At 72.3% G+C, this 12,319-nt stretch carries 14 protein-coding genes; 9 read left to right on the top strand and 5 right to left on the bottom strand.

The annotated features are described in order from the left end of the window. Positions 1 to 8 precede the first annotated feature (8 nt). Together AC6EI4_RS07120 and ilvA are read left to right on the top strand one after the other, a co-directional pair. Positions 9 to 1,463: an AI-2E family transporter gene (locus AC6EI4_RS07120; protein WP_498421328.1), complete on the top strand. Its 1,455-nt coding sequence runs from the start codon at positions 9 to 11 to the stop codon at positions 1,461 to 1,463. Beyond that, positions 1,456 to 2,721, top strand: coding sequence for a threonine ammonia-lyase (gene ilvA / locus AC6EI4_RS07115; protein ID WP_498451034.1), 1,266 nt, complete (start codon positions 1,456 to 1,458; stop codon positions 2,719 to 2,721). The genes AC6EI4_RS07120 and ilvA overlap by 8 nt, the downstream gene beginning before the upstream one ends. 7 nt (positions 2,722 to 2,728) lie before the next feature. Here the strand turns inward: ilvA and greA are convergent, their stop codons facing one another. Continuing rightward, complete coding sequence (gene greA / locus AC6EI4_RS07110; protein ID WP_498421331.1) at positions 2,729 to 3,226, bottom strand: transcription elongation factor GreA; 498 nt, start codon at positions 3,224 to 3,226, stop codon at positions 2,729 to 2,731. A 262-nt stretch (positions 3,227 to 3,488) separates the two neighbouring features. Then, positions 3,489 to 3,920: a DUF4307 domain-containing protein gene (locus tag AC6EI4_RS07105; protein ID WP_498421333.1), complete on the bottom strand. Its 432-nt coding sequence runs from the start codon at positions 3,918 to 3,920 to the stop codon at positions 3,489 to 3,491. A gap of 29 nt (positions 3,921 to 3,949) precedes the next feature. Between AC6EI4_RS07105 and mca the strand changes: the two genes are divergently transcribed. Together mca and AC6EI4_RS07095 are read left to right on the top strand one after the other, a co-directional pair. Beyond that, positions 3,950 to 4,834, top strand: a complete 885-nt coding sequence (mca, locus tag AC6EI4_RS07100; protein WP_498421335.1) for a mycothiol conjugate amidase Mca — start codon at positions 3,950 to 3,952, stop codon at positions 4,832 to 4,834. Positions 4,835 to 4,900: 66 nt separating this feature from the next. Next, the gene (locus AC6EI4_RS07095; RefSeq protein ID WP_498421337.1) at positions 4,901 to 5,191 is read left to right on the top strand and encodes a hypothetical protein; all 291 of its coding nucleotides are present in this window, start codon (positions 4,901 to 4,903) and stop codon (positions 5,189 to 5,191) included. Positions 5,192 to 5,243: 52 nt separating this feature from the next. Here the strand turns inward: AC6EI4_RS07095 and AC6EI4_RS07090 are convergent, their stop codons facing one another. Then, complete coding sequence (locus AC6EI4_RS07090) at positions 5,244 to 5,645, bottom strand: thioredoxin family protein (protein ID WP_498421339.1); 402 nt, start codon at positions 5,643 to 5,645, stop codon at positions 5,244 to 5,246. 124 nt (positions 5,646 to 5,769) lie between these two features. On the opposite strand from AC6EI4_RS07090, the gene AC6EI4_RS07085 reads away from it, so the two are divergent. Beyond that, positions 5,770 to 7,350, top strand: a complete 1,581-nt coding sequence (locus AC6EI4_RS07085) for a sodium-dependent transporter (protein ID WP_498451033.1) — start codon at positions 5,770 to 5,772, stop codon at positions 7,348 to 7,350. Continuing rightward, complete coding sequence (locus AC6EI4_RS07080) at positions 7,347 to 7,475, top strand: methionine/alanine import family NSS transporter small subunit (RefSeq protein ID WP_498421343.1); 129 nt, start codon at positions 7,347 to 7,349, stop codon at positions 7,473 to 7,475. The genes AC6EI4_RS07085 and AC6EI4_RS07080 overlap by 4 nt, the downstream gene beginning before the upstream one ends. 6 nt (positions 7,476 to 7,481) lie before the next feature. Here AC6EI4_RS07080 and AC6EI4_RS07075 read toward each other — a convergent pair whose 3' ends face one another. Further along, positions 7,482 to 8,066 carry a TIGR03086 family metal-binding protein gene (locus AC6EI4_RS07075; protein WP_498451032.1) on the bottom strand — a complete coding sequence of 195 codons (585 nt, stop codon included), beginning with the start codon at positions 8,064 to 8,066 and terminating at the stop codon, positions 7,482 to 7,484. A 37-nt stretch (positions 8,067 to 8,103) separates the two neighbouring features. Here AC6EI4_RS07075 and AC6EI4_RS07070 point away from each other — a divergent pair, with 37 nt between their 5' ends. Next, the gene (locus tag AC6EI4_RS07070; RefSeq protein ID WP_498451031.1) at positions 8,104 to 8,928 is read left to right on the top strand and encodes a helix-turn-helix domain-containing protein; all 825 of its coding nucleotides are present in this window, start codon (positions 8,104 to 8,106) and stop codon (positions 8,926 to 8,928) included. Between the two features lie 25 nt (positions 8,929 to 8,953). Here the strand turns inward: AC6EI4_RS07070 and trhA are convergent, their stop codons facing one another. Next, on the bottom strand, positions 8,954 to 9,673 hold the full coding sequence (gene trhA / locus AC6EI4_RS07065; protein WP_498421346.1) for a PAQR family membrane homeostasis protein TrhA: 720 nt from the start codon (positions 9,671 to 9,673) through the stop codon (positions 8,954 to 8,956). Positions 9,674 to 9,808: 135 nt separating this feature from the next. Here trhA and AC6EI4_RS07060 point away from each other — a divergent pair, with 135 nt between their 5' ends. Both AC6EI4_RS07060 and phoH2 read left to right on the top strand, forming a co-directional pair. Beyond that, positions 9,809 to 10,585 carry an isoprenyl transferase gene (locus tag AC6EI4_RS07060; RefSeq protein WP_498421347.1) on the top strand — a complete coding sequence of 259 codons (777 nt, stop codon included), beginning with the start codon at positions 9,809 to 9,811 and terminating at the stop codon, positions 10,583 to 10,585. Positions 10,586 to 10,883: 298 nt separating this feature from the next. Beyond that, positions 10,884 to 12,215, top strand: coding sequence for an RNA 5'-3' helicase PhoH2 (gene phoH2, locus AC6EI4_RS07055; RefSeq protein ID WP_498451030.1), 1,332 nt, complete (start codon positions 10,884 to 10,886; stop codon positions 12,213 to 12,215). The last annotated feature ends 104 nt before the right edge of the window (positions 12,216 to 12,319 follow it).

Genomic DNA, 12,319 nt, shown 5'->3' with positions numbered 1-12,319 from the left:
CTGACCCGGTGAGTGACGAGGTGGGAGGCAGGACCTCCGGCGACCCGGGTGTGCCAGCAGTCGACGGGGGACACGAGGGCGGTGGCTCCGGCGACGGCCGGCGTGCCCTGCTGCCCCTGATCAAGACCCGCGGACGTGGTCGCTTCGGCGAGGCTCCACGCGACGACGAGGAGAGCCTGGCCGAGCGGCTGACCCAGCAGCTCTCCCAGCAGTGGGCGCAGCTGCGGGCCGAGCGCCGCTCCGAGCCGGTCGTGGTCACCACCGGCCGGTCGAACTTCACCCGCGCCCAGGTGCCGTGGGGCCTCGACCTGGCCGCGGCCTGGGCCTGGCGCTTCCTGGTGATCGCCGCGGCCGGCTACCTGATCCTGTGGCTGGCGGCCAAGTTCGCCCTGGTGACGGTCCCGGTCGCCATCGCCCTGCTGCTCGCGGCACTGGCGAGCCCGGCGGTCCGGACGATGCACCGGGTGGGCCTTCCTCGGGGCCTCGCCGCGGGACTGGTCATCGTGCTGGGCCTCGGCGCGGTCACCGCGCTGCTCACGTTCGTCGGCCAGCAGGTCGCCGACGGCTCCTCCCAGCTGGCCGACCAGGTCGTCCAAGGCCTGGGCAAGATCCGCGCCTGGCTCAAGGACGGGCCGCTGCAGGCGAGCGACTCCCAGATCAACAGCTACATCGAGCAGGCCCAGCGCGGCATCGCCAACTGGAGCAAGGACGGCAACGCGGTCAGCCAGGTGACCGAGGTCGGCACCGCCCTGACCAACGTCTTCGCGGCGTTCTTCATCGTGCTCTTCTCGACCTTCTTCTTCCTCGCCGACGGGGGCCGGATCTGGGCCTGGCTGGTCCGGCTGGCGCCGGGCGCCGCCCGTGAGCGCCTGGACAGCTCCGGGCGGGTCGCCTGGGTCTCGCTGACCCAGTTCGTCCGGGCCACCGTGATCGTCGCGCTCGTCGACGCGATCGGGGTGATGGTCGTGGCTGCCATCCTCGGCGTCCCGTTCCTGCTGGCGATCGCGGTGCTGGTCTTCATCGGCGCGTTCGTGCCGATGGTCGGCGCGACCGTCGCCGGCGCGGTCGCGGTGCTGGTGGCACTCGTCGACCAGGGGCCGGTGACCGCCCTGCTGATGCTCGGCGGCGTGATCCTGGTGCAGCAGATCGAGGGCCACATCCTGCAGCCCTTCCTGATGGGCCGCTTCGTGTCCGTGCACCCGCTCGGGGTGATCCTGGCCATCACCGCCGGCATCCTGGTCGCCGGCATCGCCGGCGCGCTGATCGCGGTGCCGCTGGTCGCCGCGGTCAACGCCGTGGTGCTGCACCTCTCCGATGAGGGCAGACCCGGCGACGACCCGGTCGAGGAGCTGCGCGAGGACCTGCCCCCGGACGGGGTCGAGCGCTTCGACGACGCCGGTGCCCCGCTGGCCGACAAGGTCGGCGACCACAGCCCCGCGACCGTGCAGGAGCACCGTGACTGAGCACGCCCCGCCCACCGAGCCGCCGCCCGGACCCGGAGGCCTGCCGGTCGCCCTCGCCGACATCGAGGCGGCCCGGGAGCTGCTGCGCGGGGTGGCTGTCGAGACGCCGTTGGAGGAGTCGCGCTGGCTCTCCGCGCGGGTCGGCGGTCCGGTCGGCCTCAAGTGCGAGAACCTCCAGCGGGCCGGGTCATTCAAGATCCGCGGCGCCTACACGCGCATCGCGGGACTCAGCGAGGCCGAGCGCGCCCGAGGCGTCGTCGCGGCCAGCGCCGGCAACCACGCCCAGGGGGTGGCCCTGGCCGCGTCGCTGCTCGGCATCCACGCCACCGTGTTCATGCCCGAGGGGGCGCCGATCCCCAAGGAGAACGCCACCCGCGGCTACGGCGCGGAGGTCGTCTTCCACGGGCGCTACGTCGACGAGGCGCTGGTCGCCGCCAAGGAGTACGCCGAGGCGACCGGGGCGGTCCTGATCCACCCCTTCGACCACGTGGACATCGTGGCCGGCCAGGGGACCTGCGGCCTGGAGATCCTCGAGCAGGCTCCCGACGTGCGCACCGTCCTGGTGCCCACCGGGGGAGGAGGCCTCGCGGCCGGCGTGGCGACCGCGATCAAGGAGAGCTGCGCGCGCGCCGGGGGACCCGACGTACGCATCGTGGCGGTGCAGGCCGAGGGCGCCGCGGCGTTCCCCGGCTCGCTGGTCGCCGGCCGTCCGGTGCCGATGGGCGACATGCTGACGATGGCCGACGGGATCGCGGTCGGCTGTCCCGGCGAGGTCCCCTTCGAGGCCGTACGACGCTACGTCGACGACGTCGTCACGGTCTCCGAGGAGTCGCTCTCCCGGGCCCTGCTGGCGCTGCTGGAGCGCGCCAAGCTGGTCGTCGAGCCGGCCGGCGCGGCGGCCGTGGCGGCGCTGCTGGACGACCCGTCGGCCTACCGGACACCGGCGGTGGCGATCCTCTCGGGCGGCAACATCGACCCGCTGCTGCTGGGCAAGGTGATCCGGCACGGGCTGGCCGCCGCGGGCCGCTTCCTGACCCTAGGCGTCCAGATCCGCGACCACCCCGGCGGTCTGGCCGGACTGCTCATCGACCTCGCCGACGCGGGCGCCAACGTGCTCGAGGTCGTGCACGGGCGGGTCTCCCCGCAGCTGCACCTCGACGAGGTCGAGGTGCGCATCGAGCTGGAGACCCGCGGGCAGGCGCACGCCGAGCAGGTGCTCGCCCGGCTGCGCGCCAGCGGCTACCGCGTCGTCGAGTAGCCCCCGCTCAGCCCGTGTAGGGGACCGCGTCGATGATCTCGACCTGTAGCTGCTTGCCGTTGGGCGCGGTGTAGGCGACCTTGTCGCCCTTCGACGCGCCGTTGATGGCGGTGCCCATCGGGGACTGGGGGGAGTAGACGACCAGGTCGCCCTCCTCGATCTCGCGTGCGCCGAGCAGGAACTCCTCGGTCTCGTCGTCGCCCTCGAAGCGGATCGTGACGAGCATCCCGGGCTCGACGACGCCGTCGTCGGGGGGCGTCTCGCCGACCTCGGCACGGCGGAGCATGTCCTCGAGCTGCAGGATCCGACCCTCGAGCTTGCCCTGCTCCTCGCGCGCTGCGTGGTAGCCGCCGTTCTCCTTCAGGTCGCCCTCGTCGCGGGCGGCCGCGATCCTGGCGACGACCTCCTGGCGGACCGGCCCCTTGAGGTTCTCCAGCTCGACCCGGAGCTTGTCGTGCGCCTCCTGGGTCAGCCAGACGGTCGTGTGTTCGGTGGACTGCGTCATCGGTACTCCTGCCGTGATTCACAGGTGCGAGGTCGTCGCGCCTGGTTGTCTCGTCTGGTTGCTCGTGCCGGGCGTGGGGATACCTGCGGGTGCGGCAACGGCGGCGGGCACATCGTGCGAGCTCCGTCGGCTGCACGAGCCAGTCTCCTGGGCGGCCCTGCGGGACATTGAGGGAAAGAGCCAGACTAGCAAGGAACCGGGCATTCGGGCGGTCCACGACGCGCCCGCCCGGTTTTCGAACCCCTCGAGCGCTCGCCGGGGCTCAGCGCGCGCGGTTCTGGTCCGCGGTGGTGCAGCCCAGGTGCTCGACCGACGTGGCGCGCCGCTCGGTGCGGATCACCACGTCGTTGCGGCCCCGGACCGGGGTGAAGGCGAGGTCGCCGACCGACGTCTTGTCCGCGGCGATCGCGCGCACCCGGCACTGCGCCTCGACGTCGTCGTCCATCTCCACCTGCACCGTGGTGCGCGCGGTGTGCTCGTCGACGACCTCGAAGGTCAGCTGGTTGGACTTCACCTCCGGGCTCGCGGAGTCGTAGCCGGCCCAGGCCGCCATGAAGGCGATCACGGCGATGATCGGCACCGTCACGGCGAGCAGCACGACGGTGCGGCGCGAGAACGCGCGCCGGCCGTACCGCTCGGCGAGGACGGGGTCCTGCGCCAGGGTGTCTCGGCGCTGGTCACGCTGCTGGTTCACCCTTGCATGATCCCACCTAGAATCGCCGCATGCCGAACCACCCCCGCGCTGGCCTGCGCCTGATGCACGTGCACGCCCACCCCGACGACGAGTCCAGCAAGGGGGCGGCCTCGACGGCGAAGTACGTCGCGGAGGGTGTCGACGTGCACGTCGTCACCTGCACCGGCGGGGAGCGCGGCTCGATCCTGAACCCCAAGATGGACCGGCCCGAGATCCTCGCCGACATCACCGAGGTGCGCCGCCAGGAGATGGACGCGGCGCGCGAGATCCTCGGGGTCCGCCAGGACTGGCTGGGCTTCGTCGACTCGGGCTGGCCGGAGGGCGACCCGCCGCCGCCGCTGCCCGAGGGCTGCTTCGCGCTGGTGCCCGTGGAGGAGGCCGCCGAGCGGCTGGTCCGGCTGATCCGCGAGTTCCGCCCGCACGTGCTCACCACCTACGACGAGCGCGGCGGCTACCCCCACCCCGACCACGTGATGTGCCACAAGGTCTCGGTGGCGGCGTTCGAGGCGGCCGGCGACCCCGAGCGGTACCCGGACGCCGGCGAGCCCTGGCAGCCGCTGAAGCTCTACTACCACCACACGTTCAACCGGCCCCGGACCCAGGCGCTGCACGACGAGATGGTGCGGCGCGGGCTGACCTCGCCGTACACCAAGCGGCTGGAGACCTGGGAGCCCGAGCCGGAGTGGGACGCCCGGATCACCACCCGGGTGCCGTGCGCGGAGTACTTCGCGGTGCGCGACCAGGCGCTGCTGGCCCACGCCACGCAGATCGACCCTGACGGACCCTGGTTCGCCTGCCCGCTGGAGGTGCACCAGGCGGCGTGGCCGACCGAGGACTACGAGCTGGTCGCGAGCCACGTGATCGCGCCGACCCCCGAGGACGACCTCTTCGCCGGGATCACCCCCGAGGGCTGAGAGCCCGGTCACCGGGTCCGGCTCCTGCCGGTACGGCGTGTGGAGCCGCCTGCGACACTGGACGACATGGACGTCCTGATCGTGCACAGCCTGACCCTGCTCTCGATCCTCGCCGAGGAGGGTCCCGAGCCCGAGGACGTGAAGGCGGGCTGGACGGCGTTCGCGATCTGGATCGGCCTGGGCCTCGCGGTGGTGGTCCTGGCGTTCTCGCTGGTCAAGCAGATGCGCAAGGTCCAGGGAGCCTGGGAGGCCGGGCGCTACGACGACGCGCCGCCCCCCGCCGAGACCGACGAGCCGGCCTCCGAGGAGCAGGCGACGGGCGTGGACGGCACGACGGGCCGCGACCCCCGCGCCTGAGCCCGGCTCCGCGTCGTACGACGCGCACCAGGCAGCCGTACGCCGCGCAGACTCAGGCGCGCCGGCGGTCCTCGGCGTCGTCGGCGGACTCCGCCGCGCTCTGGGCGGCGACCTCGCGACGGATCTCGTCCATGTCGAGGCCGCGGACCCCCTCGATCAGCTGGTCGAGGGCCTCCGGCGGGAGCGCCCCGGGCTGGGAGAAGACCAGGATCCCCTCCCGGAACGCCATCAGCGTCGGGATCGAGGAGATCCGTGCCGCGCCGGCGAGCTCCTGCTGCTCCTCGGTGTTCACCGACCCGAACCTGATGTCCGGGTTCGCCTCGGACGCCGCCTCGTAGGTGGGGGCGAACTGCCGGCATGGGGCGCACCAGGAGGCCCAGAAGTCGACGAACACGATGTCGTTGCTCTGGACGGTGGTCTCGAAGTTGTCGACGGTCAGCTCGAAGGTGGCCATGGCGTCCACCGTAACGCGGCACCCGAGAGCACTCGATGACCCCTCGTAACGACGGGGGGCTGGTGGCGCGCGGGCGCGAGGGTGCAGCATGCTCTGGGGATCACACCCGATCTCAGGAGGAGTCGTGACCGACCGACCGGCAACCGCCGAGGCGCACGAGCAGCGCCGCGGCGCGTTCAGCTCGCGCCGCGTGTTCATCCTGGCCGCGATCGGCTCCGCCGTCGGGCTGGGCAACATCTGGCGCTTCCCCTACGTCGCCTACGAGAACGGCGGCGGCGCGTTCGTGCTGCCCTACCTGATCGCGCTGCTGAGCGCGGGCATCCCGTTCCTGCTGCTGGACTACGCCATCGGCCACCGCTACCGCGGCTCCGCGCCGCTGTCCTTCCGGCGGGCCGGGGGGCGGGCCGAGGCCATCGGCTGGTGGCAGGCGGGCATCTGCACGGTGATCGCCCTCTACTACGCGGTGATCATCGCGTGGGCGGTGCGCTACATGCTCTTCTCGGTCGACGAGGCCTGGGGCGAGGACCCGGGGACCTTCTTCGAGACGGAGTTCCTCGAGGTCGGCGCCTTCGAGGTGAGCACGGACTTCGTGGCCGGCGTCCTGGTGCCGCTGCTGCTGGTCTGGGTGGCGACGCTGGTGGTGATGGCCCTCGGCGTCCAGCGCGGGCTCGGCTCGATGGCGGTGGTGTTCATCCCCGTCCTCGTGCTCGCGTTCGGCGCCCTCGTCGTCCGGGCCCTGTTCCTGCCCGGGGCGGCCGAGGGCCTCGACGCGCTGTTCTCGCCCGACTGGTCCGCGCTGGGCCACGCCTCGGTGTGGACGGCCGCCTACGGGCAGATCTTCTTCTCGCTCTCGATCGGCTTCGGCATCATGATCACCTACGCCTCCTACGTCGGGCGGCGCACCGACATGAGCGGCTCGGGCCTGGTCGTGGGCTTCGCCAACTCCGGCTTCGAGCTGCTCGCCGGCATCGGCGTGTTCGCGGCGCTGGGCTTCATCGCCCAGGCCCAGGGGGTCGGCGTGGAGGACGTCGCCGCCAACGGGATCGGGCTCGCCTTCGTCGCGTTCCCGACGATCATCTCCGAGGCGCCGGCGGGCGCACTGATCGGCGTGCTCTTCTTCGCCTCCCTGGTGCTGGCCGGATTCACCTCGCTGGTCAGCGTCCTGGAGGTCGTGGTGGCCGCGGTGCGCGACAAGTTCGAGCTGCGCCGGATCACCGCGGTGCTGCTGGTCGGCCTGCCGGCGGCCGTGGTGAGCGTGTTCCTGTTCAGCACCACCAGCGGCCTGCACGCGCTCGACATCGTGGACAACTTCATCAACAAGTTCGGCATCCTGCTGGTGGCCATCGTCAGCATCGCGGTGGTGGCCTGGGTGCTGCGGCTGCTGCCCTCGCTCGAGGCGCACCTCAACCGCACCGGATCGGTCCGCCTGGGCGGCTGGTGGTGGGCACTGGTCGCGGTCGTGGTGCCGGTGGTGCTGGCGCTGATCCTCGGCCAGGAGCTCTACGACGAGGTGCGGGACTCCTACGGGGAGTACCCGACCTGGATGATCCTGTTGTTCGGCTGGGGGGCGGTGGTGGGCGTGATCGTGGTCGCCGGCGTGCTCACCGCGCTGCCCTGGAAGAAGGACACCCCGCTGGGTGCCCCGCCGGACGACCTGGACGCTCCCGGCCACACCGACGGACTCACGAAGGAGGCGCGAGGATGAGCGCGGACGCGATCGCGATGATGGTGCTGGCGATGGTGGTCCTGTGGGGCGGACTGATCGCGGCGGTGGTCAACCTGACCCGCAGCAAGGAGCCACTGGCCGACGAGCCGCTGCGCGACCTGTAGCCGCCCTCAGGCGCGGCGCCCCAGCAGCGCGAGCAGCCGCGCCTGGCGATCGGCGTCGTCGGCGGCCTCCACGTCGGCTCGGCAGACCCCCTCGGAGTGCAGGGCGTCGCCGTAGCCGGCCGCGCAAGCCTCGACGAAGTCCAGCTCATCCTCGGAGAGGCGCTCGTCCAGCCCGGCCGAGCGGGCCAGGTCCCAGCGGTGCACCACGAGGTCGAAGCCGTAGAAGCGCAGCAGGGAGTCGCCCACCGTGGTCCGGCCGAAGTGGCCGTCGTACTCGCGGTTGCCCAGGGCCGGGTCGGCGAGCGCCTCGGTGAGCGCCGTGGCGTGGTCGCGCCAGGCCGCGACCGGGTCGGCGTCGCGCAAGGGGTCGGGCAGGTCCACGCCGTGCGGGGCGAGGAAGTCGCGCTCGGTGCCCATCACGTGGCGCAGCACGTCGTGCGCGGTCCAGCCGTCGCACGGGGAGGGCTGGGCCCAGGCGCCGGCCGGCAGCTGCTCGCAGACCGCGCCGAAGGGGCCGGTGAGCCGCAGGAAGCTCTGCGTCGAGGCCGGGGGGTCGGTGGGGGAGAGGGGCGAGGTGGTGGAGGTGTCCATATGGCGAGGGTAGGTGACATACGTCACTCTGGGATTGATGAAATCCGACAATCGCCTCGACCCGGTAGAGCGGGCCCACCTCGTGGACCCGGCCGACCGCTCCTGGCGCATCGACCGCTACCCGGCTCCGGACGGGCTGGACGACCTGGTGCAGCGCTTCTGGGTCCCGGTCTGGTCGGTGCCCGCCGGGGCGGAGTCCACGCAGCAGGTGCTGCAGTACCCGGTCTGCCTGATCGTCGTCACGCCCGCCTACGCGCGCCTCTACGGGGTGGTCTCGGGTCTGTCCTCGACCACGCTGACCGGCACCGGCTGGGCGCTCGGGATGATGCTGCAGCCCGCGACCGGGGCGTTGCTGGTCGGCGGCTCGGTGCAGCGCTGGACCGACCGGTACGACGAGCTCGCGGTGGCGCTGGGTGAGCCCGGGGCGCGGCTCGCGGCCCGGGTGCGGGCGGCGATGGCGGCGGACCCCGAGCTGCCCGGCCCGCGGGTGGAGGCGATGGCGGCGTGCGCGGACCTGCTGCGCGCCCATCTCCCGCTCGACGACGAGGGGCTGCTGGTCAACGAGATCGTGGCCCACGTCGAGCAGGACCCCCGGTTGCGGCGGGTGGACCAGCTCTGCGAGCGGTTCGGGCTCAGCGAGCGCGGGCTCCAGCGGCTGCTGCGGCGCCGTACCGGCCTGAGCCCGAAGTGGCTGATCCAGCGCCGTCGGCTGCAGGAGGCCGCCGAGCGGCTGCGCGTCGGGGACGAGACGCTGGCCGAGCTCGCCGCCCAGCTGGGCTACGCCGACCAGGCGCACTTCACCCGCGACTTCCGCCGGGTCACCGCCATGACGCCCGGACGCTTCGCGGCCCGCTTCCGGTGAGGGCCCGCGCCGGGGTCGGTCGCGACTACCGCAGGGCGTAGGTGGCCAGGGAGACGCCCACGTAGTGGGCGGCGAAGGCCAGGATGGTCAGGGTGTGGAAGATCTCGTGGAACCCGAACCACTGCGGCCACGGGTCGGGCCGCTTCAGGCCGTAGACCACGCCCCCGAACGTGTAGAGCAGTCCGCCCACGATCACCAGGACGAGCGCGGCGACCCCACCGGTGCCCAGCGCCCGCGCGCCGTCGGCCATCGCCGGGATGAAGAACACCGCGGCCCAGCCCAGGGCGATGTAGATGGGTGTGTAGAGCCATCGCGGGGCGTTGGTCCAGAAGACCCGGAACAGGACGCCCAGGATGGCGCCGCTCCAGACCACGACCAGCAGCGTGGTGCGTTGGGTGCCCTCGAGCAGCAGCAGGCTGAACGGCGTGTACGAGCCGGCGATCAGGATGAAGATGTTGGAGTGGTCGAAGCGGCGCAGGAAGGCCCACGTCCGCGGGGACCAGGTCCCGCGGTGGTAGATGGCGGAGACCGTGAACAGGATCATCGCCGAGCCGATGAAGACCGCCGAGCCGATCTTGGTGGCGGCGGTGGGCGAGAGGGCGATCAGCACGATCCCGGCCGCAAGCGTCGCGGGAACGGTGACCAGGTGCAGCCAACCGCGCAGCTTGGGCTTGATCTCGGCGATCGCCTCGCGCAGGTGGTCCCCGGCGTCATGACGGATCTCGGAGAGGCGGGGGTGTTCCATGGGTCCTAACCTACCCAACCGTAGGTTCGGCAAAACGCCGATGGGGCGCCCTCGGGTGCGAGCCTGGTCACGCCTCGATTCCGGGTCCCGCGGTTCGCGTGATGGGCGTCGCGTCACGCCGGTAACATCGGTCGGGTGGCGGACTGGAAGAGCGGGCTTCGACGGGTGCTCTACCCGGCCTATGAGGCACGGATGGTCCGCCGGCTCCCGCACGACAAGCTGCCCAAGCACGTGGGCGTGATGCTCGACGGCAACCGGCGCTGGGCCAAGGCGGTCGGGGCGGACACCGCCCACGGCCACCGGGCCGGAGCGGCCAACATCGAGCCGCTGCTGGGCTGGTGCGAGGAGGTCGGCATCGAGGTCGTCACCTTGTGGCTGCTCTCCACCGACAACCTCAACCGCGCCCCCTCCGAGCTCGAGCCGCTGCTCGCGATCATCGAGGAGGCGGTCGCCTCACTGGCCGACGAGCGGCGCTGGCGACTGAACCCGGTCGGGGCCCAGGACCTGCTCCCCGCCGCGACCGCGACCCGGTTGAAGAAGGCGGCCGAGGACACCCGCGACGTGGACGGCATGTTGGTCAACATCGCGGTCGGCTACGGCGGTCGGCGCGAGATCGCCGATGCGGTCCGCTCGCTGCTCCTCGAGCACGCCGACCGGGGCACCCCGATCGAGGAGATCGCACACACCCTGGACGTCGACGACATCTCCGCACACCTCTACACCCGCGGTCAGCCCGACCCGGACCTGGTGATCCGCACCTCCGGCGAGCAGCGGCTCGGCGGCTTCCTGCTCTGGCAGAGCGCGAAGTCGGAGTTCTACTTCTGCGAGGCGTTCTGGCCCGACTTCCGCCGCGTCGACTTCCTGCGCGCCCTGCGTGCCTACGCCGAGCGGGAGCGCCGCTTCGGCGCGTGACGACCCGCCTCGGCCTACACTGAGAGCGAGATCACGCCGTAACGCAACATTCACCCCGCGTGCGGGCGTGTCGCGCTTGCGCGGTGCGGTCGCGGCGTACCGTCGAAGGACCGGCGAGTGGGGAAGCTCGCCGCCACCGGAAGGCCCGAACGTGTCCGAGCACGACTCTTGCGCACCTCAGCCTGGCTGGTGTGCGCGGAGGGGCCGGCACTCCGGCCCGTCGGCGTCCTCCCGGTCCGTCTGCATGAGCTAGGGCCGGGGCGAGGAGTGCACGTGCCGGTCCGTGAGGGGTAAGACCATGGCGACGACGCGCAGTGCCAGCGACACCTCAGAGCCGATCCGCACCTACGTGCTCGACACCAGCGTCCTGCTGGCCGACCCGGGCGCGCTGCGCCGCTTCGAGGAGCACGAGGTCGTGCTGCCGGTGGTGGTCATCACCGAGCTCGAGGGCAAGCGCCACCACCCGGAGCTGGGCTTCTTCGCCCGCGCGGCGCTGCGCGCCCTCGACGAGCTGCGCGTCCAGCACGGCCGCCTGGACCAGCCGGTCCCGATCGGCGACGCCGGTGGCACCCTGCGCGTGGAGCTCAACCACACCGACGCCGACGCCCTGCCCTCGGGCTTCCGGCTGGGGGACAACGACACCCGGATCCTCGCCGTCGCCCGCAACCTCGCCGACGAGGGGGACGCGGTGACCCTGGTCTCCAAGGACCTGCCGCTGCGGATCAAGGCCTCCGCGGTGGGGCTGGACGCCGAGGAGTACCGCGCCGAGGCGATCAACGAGTCCGACACCGGCTACTCCGGGATGGCCGAGATCGACCTGGGCGCCGCCGAGCTCGACGAGCTGTACGAGGACGGGGCGCTGGCCCTGGAGGCCGCCCGGGACCTGCCCTGCCACACCGGGCTGGTGCTGCTCTCCGAGCGCGGTACCGCGCTGGGCCGGGTCGGCCCGGACAAGCAGGTGCACCTGGTCCGCGGCGACCGGGAGGCGTTCGGCGTGCACGGCCGCTCGGCCGAGCAGCGGATCGCGCTGGAGATGCTCCTCGACCCCGAGGTCGGCATCGTCTCGCTGGGCGGGCGGGCGGGCACCGGCAAGTCCGCGATGGCGCTCTGTGCCGGGCTGGAGGCGGTGCTCGAGCGCGGGCAGCACAAGAAGGTCGTGGTGTTCCGTCCGCTCTTCGCGGTCGGGGGACAGGAGCTGGGGTACCTGCCCGGCTCGGAGTCGGAGAAGATGTCGCCGTGGGGTCAGGCGGTCTTCGACACCCTGGGCGCGATCACCTCGCGCGAGGTGATCGACGAGGTGCTCGCCCAGGGCATGCTGGAGGTGCTCCCGCTGACCCACATCCGGGGGCGCTCGCTGCACGACGCGTTCGTGATCGTCGACGAGGCCCAGTCGCTGGAGCGCAACGTGCTGCTCACGGTGCTCTCGCGCATCGGCGCCGGGTCCAAGGTCGTGCTCACCCACGACGTCGCGCAGCGCGACAACCTGCGGGTGGGGCGCCACGACGGCATCGTCGCGGTGGTCGAGAAGCTCAAGGGGCATCCGCTCTTCGCGCACGTCACGCTGACCCGCTCCGAGCGGTCCCCGGTCGCCGCCCTGGTCACCGAGATGTTGGAGAACGTCACGCTCTGAGGGCGCCGCCGGCCCCGGCCCCGCCGGGGCCGGTGTGGCTCTCGAGCACTCGTGGGACAGATGTGGCCAGCGGGGCGCAGCGTGGCGGATTTCACCCGTCCGCA

The organism is Nocardioides sp. Z43_10 (assembly GCF_059766615.1).
The sequence above is the reverse complement of the archived record's forward strand: the minus strand, read 5'-3'. Positions and strand labels throughout refer to the sequence as shown.